This is a genomic window from Paraburkholderia sp. CI3 (genome assembly GCF_050436505.1).
Lineage (GTDB): Bacteria > Pseudomonadota > Gammaproteobacteria > Burkholderiales > Burkholderiaceae > Paraburkholderia > Paraburkholderia tuberum.
Map to the genome: position 1 here is coordinate 990,098 of NZ_JBNDMI010000003.1, position 16,764 is coordinate 1,006,861.

Genomic DNA, 16,764 nt, shown 5'->3' on the forward strand with positions numbered 1-16,764 from the left:
CGGTCATGGAGAGGCTTGCCGGTCGCGGCGCTAACTGGATGAATCGACATCGTGCCGGAATCGACGGCGTTGCGCGGGGTCGGTGATGCAGTCCTCGACCCGCTGGACGAACTCGTCGAAATTCGCGGCATGCCGCGCCTCGCGACTGGCGATCATCTTCGCGATCGGGCCCAGATAGACGGCCAGTTTAACGGCGACGGCATCGATGCTGGCCTGACCGATCGCACTGTCTGGTGACGTGCCCGCGGCGCTCGCGGGCGATACAGCCGATACCTTTGCGGCAGCCGTCGCGACGCGTGAGCCCGGCGATGACGAGGTCATCATCGACATATCGGGCAAGCCAGCCGTCAGCCGCGCGAAGGCCTGCTCGAATTCGAGCCGCGCCGTGTCCGGCAACGCCGCCGCCAGCTGCGCGCCGAGCGTCGGCAGGTCGTTCGTCTGGGTGGCCGCGCGTCGCACCAGAAGGCTCGCGAGCGGGCCCATCTGGGTCGCGAGTTGGCGTTCGATGCGCGCGAGCATCTCGGGCGGCCAACTCGGCGGCGCCGAAGGCACGGGCACAGGTGCGGGGTCGACGCCCGTCGCATGCGCTGGCAAGGAAGCGGACGCGGACCAATGCGCGGACGGCGTCACGATAGTCCGGTCATCGTCGGCCGCCGCCAGTGAGACGGCCAACGACCTCAAGCTCGCGAGCCATTGCGCGGCCGAACCGAAGCGGTCGTCCGGCCGCCTCGCGAGTGCTCTCGCGACCATCGCGTCGAGCGCCGGCGGCAACGCGGAGACGATTTCCGATGGCCGGGCCGGCGCATCTTTGATGATCTTTTGCCTGATCGTGGCCGGCGAGCCGACGAACGGCTGGCGGCCGGTCAGCATCCGGTACAGCACGACGCCGGCCGAGAACAGGTCCGCGCGGGCATCGACCGATTCGCCCTCGAACTGCTCGGGCGACATGTAGCTCGGCGTGCCGATCATCCACCCGGACGACGTTGCGGATGAGCCGATGCGCGCGACGCCAAAATCGGCGACCTTCAGAAGCCCTGCCGCCGTGAGGAGCAGATTCGCGGGCTTGATATCGCGGTGCACGACGCCGGCCTCATGCGCATACGCGAGCGCGGCGAGCAGTTGCGCGAGCCAGTGGAAAGCGTCCGACAGCGGCAATGCGTGGCCCGGCACCAGCAATGTATCGAGGCCATGCCCGGCGACGTACTCCATCACGATATAAGCCGTATCGCCGTCTTCGCCGAAATCGTGGACCGTGACGATGTTCGGATGCGCGAGCCGACCGGCCGCGCGTGCCTCGTTGCGAAAACGCAGCAGCATGTCGCCGCTCCTGCCCTCGCCGGCGAGCAGTTCGCGACGCACGGTTTTCAGCGCCACCGGTCTTTCCAGGTGCGGGTCGAACGCGAGATAGACGACGCCCATGGCGCCCGTCCCCAGCACGCGGTCGATGCGGTACTTGCCAATGCGCGTAGGCGTTGCTTCGTGGCTCATTCGGGTTCCGGTCGAGGGGCGCTGGCCGATCACGCCAGCTTACGCCCCCAGCATCCGCAGCGCTTCGACGAGACTCGTTTTCATGCGGTTGAACGAGACCGCGAGCGAGGCGATTTCGTCGCCGCCGCGCGTCGAAAACGATGCGGTGTCGAGCTTGCCGAGGCTGACTTCGTCGGCCGCGCGCGACAAAGCCTTGAGCCGCTTCGTCACGAGGAAATGCACCATCAGGTTCAGCGCGATCAGCACGCATCCGAACACCGCGGCGAACGACAGCATGAACGTGCGCCAGACGCTGTGCGCCTGTCCCAGCGGCAGCGACATCGGCACGGACACGACCTGCGCGCCGATCGTTTCATGCAGGGGCCAGTTGAAGCCGTTCGCCGGCCCGTATTTGTCGATCATCGTGCGCGGCGCCGCGCTGGGCGTGCTGTGGCATTCGAGGCACGCGGCCGAGTCGATGCGGGTGGGCCGCGCGATGTACAGGCTGGGGCCCGACGGCGTCGCGCGTTCGCCAATCAGTTCGGGCAATTCGGGGTGGTCATGCAGGCGTCGGATCACATCGGTCTCCCAGTCCGTGGCGCGGTCGCGCGGGTTGGTCGGATCGAGCATCGCGCTCTTGTACGAGAAGCCCGGAAACTTCTTCTGGATCGCGAGCAGGCTCTCGACGGCGGAATACGCGGGAATCGACTGCGGGACGAACGCGTATTTGATCTGCGTGGAAAGCAGCGGTGTCACCTGATCGGACGTGTAGTTCTGCGCTGCGGTAGCGGCTTCGATCATCAGGCTCGCGTCGCGCACGGTTGTCTGCACCGCGTTTTCCTGCAACACCCGGTCGGCCACGAAACTCGTCGCGGCGAATCCCGCGGCGAACACGACGAGGAAGGCGAGATTGAACTTCACAGTCAACGACAGGTTCATGGCTGCTCCACGCGAATGGTGTGCAAGGGCGTCAACGCCTGGTGGTGCATGGTACGTCAATGCGCGTCGGCGTCGTCCGGCGCAGGTTAGTGCCGGTATAGCCAGTTGGGGCCGGATTCGGGACGCACCGCCGGCGGCGCTTGCGCGGGCCTTTTTTGTGGCTCGCTCGCTTCGGGACGCACCGCCGGCGGCGCTTGCGCGGGCCTTTTGTGTGGCTCGCTCGCCGGGTGCGGCGGCGGTGGATGCAAAATCGGCCGCCATTCCGGCAAAACGTCCAGATGGGCGTCGACCTGCGCGCGGAAGGCCGCTGTCTTCAGGCGGGGCACAAAGCGTTTGACGAAGGTGGCACGCTCGCTGACGCTGCTCGTGAGCCAGTCGGAGACGTCGGCGTAATCGACGGCGCGCAGTGGCGCGGCAAGTTCGTGCCTGCTCGCGAGCCGTCCCGCCATCCCGACCAGCGCGTCCCGGAAGCCTGGCGGCATCGTGCCGATGAACTCCGCGGATGGCCGGGCTTGCGCGCGCAGGGGCCCGTCGGCATGTCGCTCGAGGTACTGGCCCGCGTGCAGGATCTGCCTGGGCGGCTTGGCAGGGGCGCGAACAACGACGATCGCGTCATCCCCGGACTCCGCGAAGATTGCGGCGCGCTCGCCGGTGGTCATCGCGACGACCGACCACGGACCATTGCCTGAAGGTTTGATGTCGAGGCCGTGAAGCTCGATCGACAGCGGCGGTTGCGCGCCTGCGCTCACCTTGCAGCCAACCTTGAGCCAGCCGCTCAGCATCGTGATTCGCAGCGGTCCCGCCGCGGCGTTTTGCGGCGCCGACGGCGTTTTGAGCAGTATTTGCGTTTGCGGCCCGAGCGCGATCAGCGTCCCCGCACCGTCTTCGAGCTGCGCGGATTTGCCGGCGTCGGTTTCGATGATGTCGTCGTCGCGCAGCCTGGCGCCCTCGCCCGTCCGATACAGCGAGGCGCCGCGAATCACCGACACGGGACTCTCGGCGAAAGAGACGACGACGTCCGCGTGGACGAGCGGCACCGCCGACGCAAACAGCGCCAGCGCGCCGCCCGCGCGTGCGCGCAGGAAGGCTGACGCCAGCATGACGAGGAAACGGCGAGCGGATGGCATCATCGGGGTCCGTTACGTCGGTGTCTGCGGTACTGTTTATCGTAGACGGTCCGATTCGTCGAGGGGTTCACCGACGAAGGCCGACACACGGCGTATTTCCCCAATCGCGGCGCGCGGCTTTCAAAAAGACGCGCATAGCGTCGTTTATTGCGGACCGCCGCGCTTGCCTCAATTCCCAAACGTCGCCAGCTTGAACGTGCACGCAGTCGCCCCCGGCATCAGAAGCCCCTGCTCCACGCCAACGGGCACCTGACTATTGCCCGGCCCGTACAGCCAGTAGGTGAAGTAAAGCGCTCCCGCTTGGCTGACCGCCAGTCGTTCCAACGCCTGGAACGGCCCCGAATTGATCTTGCCCAGCTGCGGCACGAGGTTGATATCGGTCGAACCGCCGAGCGTGTGCGGAATGGCGTGCCCCCGGTGATAGGTCCCGCCGTTGGCGAGCGGATGTCCGCGCATCCGCGTCGCGATTTCCTTGCGCGGCACCGTACTCTTTCCCTGACTGATTCCCCACGCTGCAATGAGGCGCTCGGTCGTCATATCGAACAGATATGAAAACTGGCCCACGGAAGTTTCGAGCAATTCGCACGATGCCACGCGCCGAACATAATCATCAGCCCACAGGTCGACCAGCAGCGGGGCCACCTCGTCGCTAAACGCAGCGGTCGCATGCGCGTGCGACAGGCGCGGCAAAATGCGGTTGAGTTCTGCGTAATCCGTCATGCGTCACCTCGACAGCGTGTGTCGCGCGATTCGCGCGGCTCGCTTCGTCCTTGCTATCCGCCCGCTCTCGCAACCGCCTCCTGCAAGCGCCGCCGCACCTTGCCGACATCGACGCCGCCGGGTCCCGGCGTGTCGATGATCGGCATATAGCGCGCAGGCGTATGCAGCAAATAGGCCTGCATCTCATCGATCACGATCCGGTCGCTCGGGTCGTAGCCGAGATTCTCCAGTTGCCGGGTCAACTCCGCGCGTTCCTCGAAGCTCAATACCTGCCACCAGAACGCGCGGCACGCATGTGCGTATGCGCCGTCCGAAAAGTACCGCCAATGGCCCAATTCGTGACTGAGGATTGCGGCCCTGACGGTGGCGTCGATCGTCTCGCCGCCTGGCGCGCGACCCAGCCCGGGAATGGTGATCAGAAAATCGTGTGCGTTCGTCGCTTTCCAGATCCCCTGCTCCTCGCGAATCAAACGCCATCGCACGAGAATCGTCTGCAACGTGCGCTCGCCCTGGTTCAGCACCACGCCCTGCTCGCGCGCGAGTTCGAAAAAATGCGTCAACTCCTCCGTGCTGAAGTTGTTGCCCGCCGTCAGCCCGGCGGGGTCGGTGCCAAAGCGCCGCGCGTGAGCCGCGATGGCCGCCGCCGACACCACGCGGTCGCGCGGCATATCGCGGCGTTCGAGCAATGCCACCACGCGCGTGAACATCGCGCCCTGTTGCTCGAGGCTGGCCGCCTGCATCACATGGAGGCCGGGTTGGTCCGTCACGGTGAACAGTTGCAGGCGCGCGTCGGGGGCCAACGCGGCGGCGAGCCGGGCAAGCGGCAAGCGCACCGCTCCGGTGTCGTCGTCGACGGCCGCGGGTCTGTCGGCGGCGTTGTTCGAATCCTGCGGACCCGCGGCGAGCGCGATCGTGGTGACGCACGCGAACAGCAGCGCCGCGCCCGTCGCCACGTTGCAATACACGCGATAACGTGTCATCGGCGGCAACCTCGACAGCGCCTAATCCGTGACCGTGACGATCGTCACCCGACGGTTCTCGGGCGCAGTCGGATTGCGCTTGTTCAACGGATCGGAAGAACCTTTGCCGAGCGACGATAGCCGCTCCGCCGAGATACCGTCTTTCTGCGTCAGATATGCGACCACCGCGGCCGCACGGTCTTCGGAGAGCTTCATGTTGGCATCGGGCGACCCGCGCGGATCGGCATGCCCTTCGACGCGAAACCGGTACGCCGCGAGTTTCTCCGATTGCAATGCACCGGCGACCTTGTCGAGCGCGGCCTTCGCGCTGTCGGTGAGCGTGGCCGAATTGGTGGCGAACGTGATCAGGATTTGCGCGGCGGGTTTTCTCGCGGGCGCGGGGCGCGGCGCGGCGGACGGCGGCTTGTTCGACAGCACGAAGCCGCGCGTCAGGACGTTCTCGCCCGACTCGCTCGACTGGTCGGGCTCGAGCGCGCGCGTCACCGACTGCTCGTTGATGTCCTGCTCGTTCAGGACCGGTTCGGCTGCGCGCGAGGCCGTGCACAGCAATACGAGCAAGCACAGCGTGGCGGACAGAACGCCGCCCGGAATGCGTCGTGCGGAAGACGGATGGGTCAGGCGTGACATACGGCGATCTCCGCAGAATGGAGTTGCGGTGAGGCCGCCAGCGCCCCTTTACGGACCGTCGGCGAACACCGGCGGGAACCGGCGTATGACAGCCTCATCCTTTAAAGACGAATGATGGGAAGTCAATTTGAAACGCTTACCGCTTACCCGCGGCGGCGACGTCAGTGATGCCGTTGCTGTGCGCCCGGGTTCGAAATCACGTCGATCACCGAATCCCACTCTTGCGTGCCGACGTCGAGCAGACTCGCGAACTGCAAGCCGGTCGTCGCGCCCGCGGAAACTCTCGCCGAAGCCGGCACGGCCGGCGATCCGTCGCTCCACCAGAGCGCGTGTCCCATGGCGACGGTCTGTTCGAGCAAGGCGGCGAATCCGCCGTCGGCTGCATCAGGGATGGCGAGCCGCCACGGCATCGATGCGCGATCCCGATTGAACAGGCTCTCGGCTCGCAACGCCGCGTCGAAAGCATCGAGGGCGAATTCCTGCGTCAGTGTCGACAATGCGAGCGCCACCAGGCGGTCATACCATCCTTGCGCATCGGCCAGTCGCCGTGCGAGTTCGGCGCCGTCGATCGCCTCAGCGATCGTGAACGGAAAATAGCGTCCCACACGGTCCACGCCCGGCGTCAGAACGCCCGCCCACGCGCTCGGGCCATACAGACCCGCGCCCAGCGCGAAACACCACACCGGGGCATTCAGATACAGTTCCAGCCATTGCGCGCCAAAGCGCTGCCGCGCGAGCAACATGGCTTCCTGCAAGCGCTCATCCCAACGCGTGACGAACTCGACTGGCAAGCGCCGTCCCACGAAGTCGCCATGCGTGCGCACCTTGCCGAAGAAGCCGGGCCCGGATGTCGGCTCCTGCGCAAGCTCGCCGCTCATAGCCGATCCGGACAGCGAAACTGCTCGAGCATGGCACGGCGAAACGGATTCACGATGCTGCTGGCTGCCAGTTCGAACTCCGCGCGCCGACCATCCGAGTCGAAGCTCAGGCGAAAGCGGTCGGGTTGCGCGGTGGGTTGCAGACGCGCATCGTCCATCAGATGCAGCAGTGCCCACGGTCCGTCGGCGCGCGCCGCCGGTGTGCTGCCCGCCGGCGTGAACTCGACGTGGGCCTGGCCGGTGCCCTTGCCGCTCGGCCACTGGAACACCATCGATTGCGGCGTGTCGGGTTTGACGACCATTTGCTGCCCATCGATGTCGAGCGTGAACTGGGTAATCGATGGATCGATGGTGAGCGGCTTCACCGTGAAGCGCACCGACACGTCCCGGCCGCCGGCCCGGAAGAACGCGTCGCGGATCTGCGCGGCGCGCTGGAACTGGCCGAGCACGTCGACCGGGATGCCGAGCGTATCGACGCCGCTGCGCCATTTCCACTGCGGTCCCGACATGTCGACCATCGTTGCCAGATTCTTCTGGAAGAAATCGTCGATCAGGCCGCCTGGGCTCAGCAGCCTGCCGAAATCGTCGGGCGCGACGTCGCGCGTCGAGCCGCGCACGAGAGGATAGCGACCGTCGAGCGCCTGCCGGCACAGCTGCGCCACGTTCGCCTGCCACAACGCGTTCAGGCGCGCCCGCTCGCCGCCCACCATCAGCGACCCCGCCCCGCTCGCGACGCTGGTGGCCACCGTCGCGAGCGGCGGCGGCGACCCCTGGGCCACCAGTTTGAGCTTGTTCAACGCATCGCCGGGCGGCGGCGGCAAGCCCTGACGGCGCGCCGAGTCCGCGGCCTCCAGATAGGTCGCGGCGTCCTTCAGCGCGGCGAGTTGCGCGTCCAGCGGAGCCGGGCCCGGTGCACCGGGTTTGCCGGCCAGTTCGTGCAGCGCCTGGAAATGCGCGTCGACCGGATTGAGTTCGGACGGCGCGGGCGGTGCCGCGTCTTCCGGCTGGTTGCCGAGCGCGCTCTCGAGGCGTTTTTTGGCCGCATCGAGCTTGTTGGTCAACGCGGCAACGCCCTGCTCCGTCAGCGAACCACCCGTTTTGGTGCTGCCCAGCGTGGTTTCCTGCGCCGCGGCCAGCATCAGCGAGCGCAGCGGCGAGTCGGGCGCCGCGAGCACATTCGCCACGCGTGCCCCCTGCTGCACGCCGTCGAACGGCACCACGTCGATATCGTTGAGCAACGCGTCCCACTGGCGGATGTACGCGTCGTAGTAAAGCCGGGTGATGCCCGCCTTCAGATCCTCGATACCGGTCGGCGTCAATACCGATTCCTGACGGCCGAGCACCCAATCGTCCTTTGCGATATCGATCACCGCCGCGTCGCGCAACTGGCCGAACTTCTGATAGCCGGCCCGCGTGTACGCGCCTGAAACACCGCGCGTCAACGGCGCGCCGCTCTTGCGCACGAGCACCAGCGCGGCATTGCGCCCGGCCGCGTTGGCGACACTGAACTCCGGCAGTCTGCTCTGTTCGAGATCGCGTTTGACGCGGTTGAACAGACGCTGCGTCAGCGGCATTTTGGCGAGCGTCGCGCGCGCCTGCGCGATCAGATCCTTGTCGAGCGGCAGCGACGCATCGAAGCGCGCCGGCTGGAACAGCGCGGCGAGATGGCCGTCGAGATCGTTGCGCTGATCGTCGCTGGCATCGCGCAACGGCCCGCGGCGCCAATCGACATCGGCCCACAAGCGCACCGAGTCGGCGTCGAAGTGCAGCGAATCGCCCAGCATCAGATATGCGCGCAAGACTTCGTACTGGAAGTCGGGATTGTTCGCGTCACCGCGGCGCAGTTCTTCTTCCATGCGGCTCACGACCAGAGGCAACAGGGTCTGCCGCAACAGCCGCCGATAACTGGTCTGCGCTTCGAGGCCGAGCTTGTCGCCCTGATAAAGGCCGAGGCGCGACAGCCACGGCACGCTCCTGTCACGGTCCGCGTAACCGCCGGGAAGGTCGCGCGCGGCATTGAGCAGCGGCAGCAGCGCAAGCGGGTTGTCGCCCGGCTGGGTGGTCTGCGCGAGCTTCTGCAACTCGGCAACGTGCTGTCGAACATCGGCGACGTAAGCGCGATTGCGTTGATAGCTGACGAAGAACAGAACCAGCGCCAGCACCGTGACGATGCCGATCGCCGCCAGCGCGGCGCGCTGAAACCAGGCGCGGCGCCGCTCCAGCTTCTGGTTCACGCCCGCGAGTCCGGCTTCCTCGAAGATCACGCCGCGCAGCAGCCGCGTGATGAAGTAAGCGCGCCCGCTCGCCGGATCGGGCAACACGACCTGTTGCTGGAAGCCGAGCGCCGAGGCGACCGCGCTCATCACGCGATCGATCGGCCGGCCTTCCTGGGTGCCGCTCGTGAAATACACGCCGCGCAGCAACGCGGACTCCTCGAAGCGCGAGGTACTGAAGGTTTCGTCGAGAAAGCTTTTCAGTACGGCTTGCAGACCCGCGAACTGCTGCGGAAATCCATAGACGAGCGCACGCCGGCGCACATCGGTCTCGCGCTGCATACGGTTCAGCACGCGGGCTTGCAGCTGCTTTTCCAGCGCGTCGAATTCGGCGGGAAATGTGGCCAGTGCGTCGTCCGGCGAGCCTTGCTCGGTGAACGGGAACGTCATGCCCCAGACCTGTTCGCGCTCGTCGCGGCCGAGGTCGTCGAAGAATTCCGCGAAACCCGCGAGCAGATCGCATTTGGTCACGATCACGTAGACCGGAAAACGCATGCCGAGCTTGCCGTACAGTTCCCTGAGACGCTCGCGCACGGCTTGCGCCTGCTGCGCGCGTTGCGGGTCGGACAGTTGCAGCAGGTCGCGCGTCGACAAGGCCACGATCACGCCATTCAGCGGCCGGCGTGGCCGATACTTGCGCAGCAGTTGCAGGAAGCCGGCCCACGCGGCCTGGTCGGCTTCGGCGAAACTATCCTGGGTGGTGAAGCGGCCCGCGGTATCGAGCAGCACCGCATCGTCGGTGAACCACCAGTCGCAATTGCGCGTGCCGCCCACGCCACCGATCGACTGCTTGCCGAGCCGCTCGGCGAGCGGAAACTTGAGTCCGGAGTTCAACAGCGCGGTGGTTTTGCCCGTGCCGGGCGCGCCGACGAACATGTACCACGGCAACTGGTACACGTACTGACTACCGAAGCGCCCCTTGACCCGCGCCTTGCGCAAGGTCGCCATGGCGGCTTCGAAACGCTGCTTCAACGCGGCGATGTCGGCCTCGGATTCTCTCTTGCCGGGCGCGGGCTCGGCCGGTCCCTCTGCCACCACGCGAGTGAACTGGATGTTGGCGAGACGCACCGCGATCCAGCGCACGCTCCAGTACACCGCCCACACCAGCAGCAACACGATGATCACGGCCCAGCGGCTGCTGTTGCTTTCGAGCGGCTCATGACCCGCGTACGCGACGAGCGGCCCCTCGACCCACACGATCAGCGACAGTGCGAGCACGCCGAGCAACGACAGCACGATGGCTCGTCTGAGCCAGCCAAAGATTTTCATATCCGGCTCCCCTGTGCCACCCGCGACGGACTCATCCCGAAGGCCTTCACGACGCCGCTCCCGGCGCCAGCACCGTGATATCGACGCGGCGGTTGCGCGCACGATTCGCGGCGGTGTCGTTCGGTGCGATCGGCTCGGCGTCGCCGCGCCCTTCGGCGCTGAAGCGGGCGGGGTTGCCGGCCCGCGACGCGAGCATGTCGCGCACCGCTTCGGCGCGCGCCTGCGACAGATGCCAGTTCGACGGGAAGCGCGCGGACAAGACTCGCTGGCTGTCTGTGTGACCCGCGACCACCACGTTGCCCGGCACTTCCTTCAACGCGTCGCCGATACGCTGGATGAGCGGGACGAAGCCCGCGGCCAGATCGGCGCTGCCCGAGCCGAACAGGCCGTCGCCATTGATCGTGACGACGGTCCGGTCGGGCAACTCCGAGACACGCACGAGGCCTTGGGCGATTTCAGGCGCGAGGAACTGCGATAGCTTCGGCGCAGGTTTGGGCGCCGCCGCCAGCTTCGAGGCAAGCACGGGAGCCGGCGCGACCCGGATCGCGTGCAGCGCTTCGAACACGCGGTCGGACATGTCGTTGAGCCTGAAGCTCAAGACCAGATTGACGATCACCAGCACGAGGCAGGGGATTGCCGCCGCCACCCACAACGGCACGAGTTGCAGCAACGGCTTGCGTTCGACCTTGACCGGCAGCCAGTGCGGCGACAGATCGCGTTCGGCCGCGCCGCGCTGGCCGCGAATCATCTGTTCGAGGCGTTCGCGGATCGTGTCGAGCTGCGTGCGGCCACCGTCGATCAGACGGTAACGTCCTTCGAAACCGAGGCCGAGAATCACGTAGATCAATTCGAGCACGTCGATATTGCCCGCGGGGTTCTGCGCGAGACGCTGCAGGATCAGGAAAAAGCGCTCGCCACCCGAGGCCTCGTTGTGGAACGTCACCAGCAAGCTGCGGCTGCCCCACAAGCCCGCCCCCCACGGCGTGCTGGCGATCGCTTCGTCGAGGAACGTGCACAGGCAATAGCGCGAGGCGCCGAGCTTCTCGTCGTCGATGCCGTTGGCGCGGCCTTGCGTCTCGAAGTTGCGCACCATTTGCATCAGCTGGTTGCGCAGGTCTTCCACATTCGGATGGGTCGGCAACTGCCGCAACGGCAGCGCCAGTTCGATCAGCGGGTTGGCCGCGCGCAACAGCGGATTCAGACCGCCGCCGGCGGGCAGCATCGGCGCGGGCGTTGCCGCGGCCGCCATGAACGCCGCCCGCGCGCCGCCCGGTGTCGGAATCAGAATCGTCGCGCCGGGGTCGTCGGCGGGGCCACGCGGTTCGTCTGGACTCACGATGAACTTCCTCAATCAATGCATCAGCGGCGAATTGCCCAGAACTCCATCGTCAGTCCGGGAAAGTCGCCGGCGACGTGCAACGCCATGCCCGCGGAATTCGCGAACTGTTTCCACAGTTCGTTGCCGCGATCGAGTTCGAAGTAGGTAAAGCCCGCATGGAACGGCAGTTGTCGGGGCGCCACGGGCAACGCGCGCAGGCCGACGCCCGGCAATTGCAGATTGACGAGATCGCGAATGCGTTCGATCGGGCCGATCTTCACCTGTGGCGCGAAGCCGGTCAGGATGTGCTCGGCCGGCATTTGCGCGCGCACCGCGAGCACGAAGGTGGCGCCGGCAAACAGCGTCTTGTCCGGCACGATCGCCACGCGCAAGCCGAACTTGCGCTCTTCGAGCGGGATCGCCACCGCGTGCGGGTCCATCACCATGCTCAGCGACGCGCGAATGTCGTCGATCACCGGTGCGAAGGTTTCGCGCAACCACTCATGGCGATACACCGGATACGCCGGCGGCCGCTTCGACGCCTGGCTGAAGGTCGCCAGCTCGCCGGCCAACTGCACCGCCGCCTGGTACAGCGCCTCGGGATGCAGACCGGTCATCGTCGATAGATGCGCGGCCAGCGGCTCGAGGCGATTGATCAACTGCAGCAACAGGAAATCGGCCACTTCCGCGACACCCGTCACGCCGGGCTGCGCAAGGCGTCCGGCCAGCGCTTCACCGCGTTGATGCAGAAGGCCCACGAGGTCGTCGACGAACGCCGCGAGACGGCGCGCCACCCGGTAGTCGAGACACGGCGCGCTGTAGTCGTTTTCGAGCACGACGCGGTTGTCCGGCAGACGCTCGATTACACGCGCGACGCCGAGCGCGGTGTAGGCATTCGCCACTTCGGGGGCGAGCGCGAGACGCACGCGCAGTTTGCCGATCTGCAGCAACGCCGCGCCGGCATTCGGATCGTTGCTGTCGCTGACGTCGAATTCGGTGACACGGTGTCGCGCGAAGTTCTCCTCGCTGGCTTCGTTGCCGGTTTCGGCGACACCCGGCCTGCGCACCGGCAACGCCAGTTGGACCAGCATGTTGCGGGTGCCTTCGGGAATCTCCAGCGGCTCGGGCAAGTCATCGTCGGCGGGCAGATCGAACGGTGTGCCGTCCGGCATCACGCCGGCGCACGACAGCAGCGCGAGCTTGCCGAGCTTGAGCAGCGACTCGTCGATCTCCAGCGCGGTAAAGCCCCAACTGTACGGACGCAGGCCGGCCGCGCGCGTCTCCAGTTGCCGCTGCAGATAGCGGTCGTGCTGCTGCAAGTGCTGGGGCTGCAGAAACATCCCCTCCGACCAGATGACTTTGCTGTTCCAGGACATGTTGTCTCGTTCAAACGTTTCTAGGTGGGATCGGCGGGATGCTTCGGCTGACGCTCGCGGGCCGCGCGCAGTTCGTCGATCTGGGCCTCGTACGCGTCATTGAACGCCTGACCGAAGAGCTTCTGGAAATCGTCGTCGGCTTCGCGCGCGACGGCGCCCTGCAATGCGACGAACAGATCCCACAGTTTCGCCTTGCGGTTGGACAGCACTTTTTCGAGCGCACCGGAGTCTTTCAGCTGCGCTTCGATCGAAGCGGGATCGAAGCGTCCGAGCACGTGCGCGAGCGCCGCGCGCATGCCGGCGAGCACCGCGAGCTCGTGCGCCTCGATATCGTCGAAGGCGCGCCTGAGCGCCTCGTCGGGCGGCAGATAACCGGCCGAGCGGCCAGTCAGCATCTGCGCCAGCGCGCTGTCGACGTCCGGGAAAAACTTGAGCGGATTGTTGTCGCGCGCGACGATCATCGTCGTGTCGAGACGGGCTTCGCGTTTGGTCATCGAGCGCGCGCGCAGCACGCCCATCGTGCCGCGCAGCGCGTCGCGCAGCATCGTGCCGATCAGACGCGCGAACTCCGCTTCGGGCAGGTTCGGCGCGCGCGACGGATCGAGGCCGAGGCCTTCGAGCAGCGCCTGCAGGGTGGCCGGGTTCTGGCTCGCGGAAGTGGCGGCGGCCGCGTGGCGAACCGGGGCCGGCTGGGCGATCGGCGCCGGCGCGGCAGGCGCTGACGTGATCGGGCCCGCGGACGGGGCCGGCTGCTGAAGCTGCTGCGCAACGGGCTCCAACGCGGGCTGCGCAGCGGACGACGGCCCCGGCGCCGCCCCAGGCACAGCCACCCGCGCGGTGGCGGCCTGCGGCGCGACCACCGGCACGACCACCGGCACCACGGGAGCCAGAGGGGTCGGTGGCGCAAACTGCGTCGACGGCGTTGTCGGTATCCCGAACAGATCATCGAACGGTGTCGCCGCCGACCCTGCCGCGCCGGGATCGAGCAATCCCGGCGGCAAGCCGGTCGGGCCGCCCAAAGGCGCGGCCGCCGGCGCGGGCGCAGTGGGCCACCCCGGCAACTCGTGCGAAGGATGCGGCGCGGCCGGCGAGCCGCTACCCGGCTGCCCGGGCGTTTCCCATTGCGCCAACGCCTCCGCGAGCGGGTCGTAGTCCGCCGGAATACCGCCCGCGGGTGTGGCAGGCCGGCCAGGATTGGGCCGGGACGGTTGCGGCGCCGAAAACGCCTGCAACTCCGGCGACACATGATCGCTTTCCGAGCCCGCAAAGCCCGGACCCGATGAGATCCGCTGCGGTTCGCCGAAGCCCGGCTGCCCGAGTGGATCGAGCGCGCCCATCTGCAACGCGTCGCCTTGCGAATCGGCCGGCAACGGTCCACTGAGCACCTGCGCGGCACTCAGCGGATCACGCCCGCCCGTCAGACCGCGCACGCCGGCCGCCTGCTCGCCGATCGACACCTCGAGCAGATACGGTCCGATCAGCAGACGGTCGCCGTCCGCGAGCCGCGCCTCGCGCGTGCCGCCCAACGCGCGCTGATTCAGCACGCTCGGATTGCTGCCCAGATCGCACAGCAGATAGTCGCCGCCGCGAAACTCGACGCGCGCGTGAACGCGCGAGATCGCGCGTTGTTGATCGGGCAGCACCAGCGTGCAGTCGTTGGCCCGGCCAATCGTGCCTCCGGCGGGGCCGAACGCGATCGCGATCGGCTCGGCCAGCGTCTCGTCGTTGAATCGCGCAACCCGCAGCGAAAGAATCGGATAGTTCACTTGGCTCCCCACGAGCGGTCAGGTGCATCACTCACGATTTGATTTTTTTGGTTCCGTCGTCGGCGTCTTTGGGCGCGCTCGGCGCGGTCGGTGACGAGCCGCTGCCGGAGCCCGCCGAGCCGCCCGAATTGAGCAGGATCGGTGTGCCCGACACCGCCACGCTGACCGGCCCGACCACCACGAAGGCGCCGCCCGCCTTCAGCGTAATGCTCGCGCCCGCTTCGATCACGATGTTCATGCCGGCCTTGATGTGGATATTCATGCCGGCGTCGATCGCATAGTCCATGCCGACCTTTTCCTGCAACTTCTGCCCGACCTTCAGCGACGCGTTGCCATCGACCTGGGCGTTCTGGTCGCCCGTCACGGCGTCGTGGCGCGCGCCGGTGATCGCCACGAACTCGTTGCCGGTCACTTTCAGATGCCGGTCGTTGCCGACGTTACTCAGCATGTCGTTCTTGACCCAGGTCTCGTGGTCCTTCTCGGCGTGGAAGAACAGTTGCTCGCTGCCCTTGTCGTCGTCGAAACGCATTTCGTTGAAACCGCTGCCGCCCTTGGTCGAATTGCTCTTCAGCGTCGAGAACATCTGATTGGCCGGCAGTTCGTACGGCGGCATCGTGTTCGCGTTGTAGACGCAACCGGTCACGAGCGGCCGGTTCGGATCGCCCTCGACGAACTCGACGACCACCTCCTGACCGATTCGCGGCAAGAAGAACGTGCCCCAGCGTTTGCCGGCCCAGCTCTGCGACACCCTCACCCAGCACCGCTTCATGCGCGCCTCGGCATCGGCCGGCGGAGCGAACTGCTCCCAATGAAACTGCACCTTGATGCGGCCATATTTATCGGTGAGGATTTCTTCGCCGTCCGGGCCGACCACCATGGCGGTCTGCGGGCCCGCCACGACCGGCTGCGGCGTCAGCCGCTCAGAGCGGAAGTGGTTTTCCTTGCGCAACACGGTAAACGCGCAGTCGAAGAGCGGCAGCGAAGGATCGTGGCGCACCGTCGACACATAGACATCCGAATTGATCTCGTACGCGGCGCTGACCACCAGATACTCGTGGTTCTGCGCATCGCAGGCGTGATTCTCGAGCTTGAACTGACCGCCCGGCCAGATGCCGCGCGCGCTCGATCGGCCCGAAATGCTGTCGTTGCGCGCCTGACGGATCTCGATACCGACCTTCGCATAGCGGTCGCCATCGCTCGACTGCGCGTGGCCGCTCAGATGTTCCTGCATCGCGTACACCGGCGGATCGTAGACTTTCGGCCGCGTCGCGCGCGACAGCAGGCCTTGCTGATTGCTCAACGTGGGCTTTTCGAAATCGTAGTCGTTGACTTCGTACTTGCCGGTCTGCAATTCCGCGCCCGAACTCCACGCATACACGCATTCCTTCTCGTTCGAAGGCTCGTACCACGCATCGTACGAAATCGACGCATAGTGTTCGATCGGTCCGTGAACGTCGCTCGAATCGGTCAACACCAGCGTGTGCTTGCCCCCTTTGTGCTCGAAGTAGTAGTACATGCCCTCGTGCTCCATCAGGCGGCTCACGAAGGCGAAATCGGTCTCCCGGTATTGCGCGCAGTGCTGCAGCGGCGGATAGGTCGCCTGGCATTTATTGCTGACGTCGATGTTGTAGTCCTGCAGCACGCCGGTCACGATATCGAGCACGCTCTTTTCATGGAAAAAGCGGCTGTGCGACGCGCGCGTGAGCAGCCACAGCCGCGGACGCACCACCGCTTCATAGCGCGCCATGCGGTTGCGGGTGTTGTCGCCCGGTGCGACGATCCGGAACGCCGTGACGATACCGTTGAATTGCCGCTCGCCGTCCTCTGGCAACGACAGCGCAATCGAGATGTCATGCCCGAGCAGATCGCCGGCCTGCACATCGTTGCGCTTGCCAAGCAGATCGAGCCGCCATTCGCTCAGGCGCCCCAACTCCTCGGTGCCGCTCAGATGCAGAAACAGCAGATCCTCGCCGGCAGGCGCGCAACTGACGGTGACGTGTCGGTTCGGGTTTTGCGTGGTCATG

General features: G+C 66.4%; 12 protein-coding genes. All 12 read right to left on the reverse strand.

Annotated elements, in window-relative coordinates; translation table 11 throughout:
- Positions 1 to 30 precede the first annotated feature (30 nt).
- The 12 genes from OKW29_RS13320 to OKW29_RS13375 all read right to left on the reverse strand — a co-directional run bounded on the left by OKW29_RS13320 (position 31) and on the right by OKW29_RS13375 (position 16,763).
- Positions 31 to 1,488: a serine/threonine-protein kinase gene (locus OKW29_RS13320; protein ID WP_429291378.1), complete on the reverse strand. Its 1,458-nt coding sequence runs from the start codon at positions 1,486 to 1,488 to the stop codon at positions 31 to 33.
- A 39-nt stretch (positions 1,489 to 1,527) separates the two neighbouring features.
- Positions 1,528 to 2,406 carry a c-type heme family protein gene (locus OKW29_RS13325; RefSeq protein WP_429291379.1) on the reverse strand — a complete coding sequence of 293 codons (879 nt, stop codon included), beginning with the start codon at positions 2,404 to 2,406 and terminating at the stop codon, positions 1,528 to 1,530.
- An 86-nt stretch (positions 2,407 to 2,492) separates the two neighbouring features.
- Positions 2,493 to 3,536 (reverse strand): hypothetical protein, encoded by a 1,044-nt coding sequence (locus tag OKW29_RS13330; RefSeq protein WP_429291380.1) that lies wholly within the window; start codon positions 3,534 to 3,536, stop codon positions 2,493 to 2,495.
- Positions 3,537 to 3,701: 165 nt separating this feature from the next.
- Positions 3,702 to 4,253 carry a hypothetical protein gene (locus OKW29_RS13335; protein ID WP_429291381.1) on the reverse strand — a complete coding sequence of 184 codons (552 nt, stop codon included), beginning with the start codon at positions 4,251 to 4,253 and terminating at the stop codon, positions 3,702 to 3,704.
- A 53-nt stretch (positions 4,254 to 4,306) separates the two neighbouring features.
- A complete protein-coding gene (locus tag OKW29_RS13340) occupies positions 4,307 to 5,233 on the reverse strand; it encodes a hypothetical protein (protein WP_429291382.1) in 927 nt (308 codons plus the stop codon).
- Positions 5,234 to 5,254: 21 nt separating this feature from the next.
- The gene (locus OKW29_RS13345) at positions 5,255 to 5,860 is read right to left on the reverse strand and encodes an OmpA family protein (protein ID WP_429291383.1); all 606 of its coding nucleotides are present in this window, start codon (positions 5,858 to 5,860) and stop codon (positions 5,255 to 5,257) included.
- 161 nt (positions 5,861 to 6,021) lie between these two features.
- Positions 6,022 to 6,738 (reverse strand): type VI secretion system-associated protein TagF, encoded by a 717-nt coding sequence (gene tagF / locus OKW29_RS13350; RefSeq protein ID WP_429291384.1) that lies wholly within the window; start codon positions 6,736 to 6,738, stop codon positions 6,022 to 6,024.
- A complete protein-coding gene (gene tssM, locus OKW29_RS13355) occupies positions 6,735 to 10,280 on the reverse strand; it encodes a type VI secretion system membrane subunit TssM (protein ID WP_429291385.1) in 3,546 nt (1,181 codons plus the stop codon). The genes tagF and tssM overlap by 4 nt, the downstream gene beginning before the upstream one ends.
- A gap of 46 nt (positions 10,281 to 10,326) precedes the next feature.
- Positions 10,327 to 11,616, reverse strand: coding sequence for a type VI secretion system protein TssL, long form (gene tssL / locus OKW29_RS13360; protein WP_429291386.1), 1,290 nt, complete (start codon positions 11,614 to 11,616; stop codon positions 10,327 to 10,329).
- Between the two features lie 23 nt (positions 11,617 to 11,639).
- Positions 11,640 to 12,974, reverse strand: a complete 1,335-nt coding sequence (tssK, locus tag OKW29_RS13365; RefSeq protein ID WP_429291387.1) for a type VI secretion system baseplate subunit TssK — start codon at positions 12,972 to 12,974, stop codon at positions 11,640 to 11,642.
- A 20-nt stretch (positions 12,975 to 12,994) separates the two neighbouring features.
- A complete protein-coding gene (gene tagH / locus OKW29_RS13370; RefSeq protein ID WP_429291388.1) occupies positions 12,995 to 14,740 on the reverse strand; it encodes a type VI secretion system-associated FHA domain protein TagH in 1,746 nt (581 codons plus the stop codon).
- Positions 14,741 to 14,771: 31 nt separating this feature from the next.
- Complete coding sequence (locus OKW29_RS13375) at positions 14,772 to 16,763, reverse strand: type VI secretion system Vgr family protein (protein ID WP_429291389.1); 1,992 nt, start codon at positions 16,761 to 16,763, stop codon at positions 14,772 to 14,774.
- Between the last annotated feature and the right edge of the window lies 1 nt (position 16,764).

Excerpts from the sequence above, each read along its gene's own strand:
- OKW29_RS13320 (WP_429291378.1), bottom strand. The coding sequence starts at position 1,488 with ATGAGCCACGAAGCAACGCCTACGCGCATTGGCAAGTACCGCATCGAC.
- OKW29_RS13325 (WP_429291379.1), bottom strand. The coding sequence starts at position 2,406 with ATGAACCTGTCGTTGACTGTGAAGTTCAATCTCGCCTTCCTCGTCGTG.
- OKW29_RS13330 (WP_429291380.1), bottom strand. The coding sequence starts at position 3,536 with ATGATGCCATCCGCTCGCCGTTTCCTCGTCATGCTGGCGTCAGCCTTC.
- OKW29_RS13335 (WP_429291381.1), bottom strand. The coding sequence starts at position 4,253 with ATGACGGATTACGCAGAACTCAACCGCATTTTGCCGCGCCTGTCGCAC.
- OKW29_RS13340 (WP_429291382.1), bottom strand. The coding sequence starts at position 5,233 with ATGACACGTTATCGCGTGTATTGCAACGTGGCGACGGGCGCGGCGCTG.
- OKW29_RS13345 (WP_429291383.1), bottom strand. The coding sequence starts at position 5,860 with ATGTCACGCCTGACCCATCCGTCTTCCGCACGACGCATTCCGGGCGGC.
- tagF (WP_429291384.1), bottom strand. The coding sequence starts at position 6,738 with ATGAGCGGCGAGCTTGCGCAGGAGCCGACATCCGGGCCCGGCTTCTTC.
- tssM (WP_429291385.1), bottom strand. The coding sequence starts at position 10,280 with ATGAAAATCTTTGGCTGGCTCAGACGAGCCATCGTGCTGTCGTTGCTC.
- tssK (WP_429291387.1), bottom strand. The coding sequence starts at position 12,974 with ATGTCCTGGAACAGCAAAGTCATCTGGTCGGAGGGGATGTTTCTGCAG.
- OKW29_RS13375 (WP_429291389.1), bottom strand. The coding sequence starts at position 16,763 with ATGACCACGCAAAACCCGAACCGACACGTCACCGTCAGTTGCGCGCCT.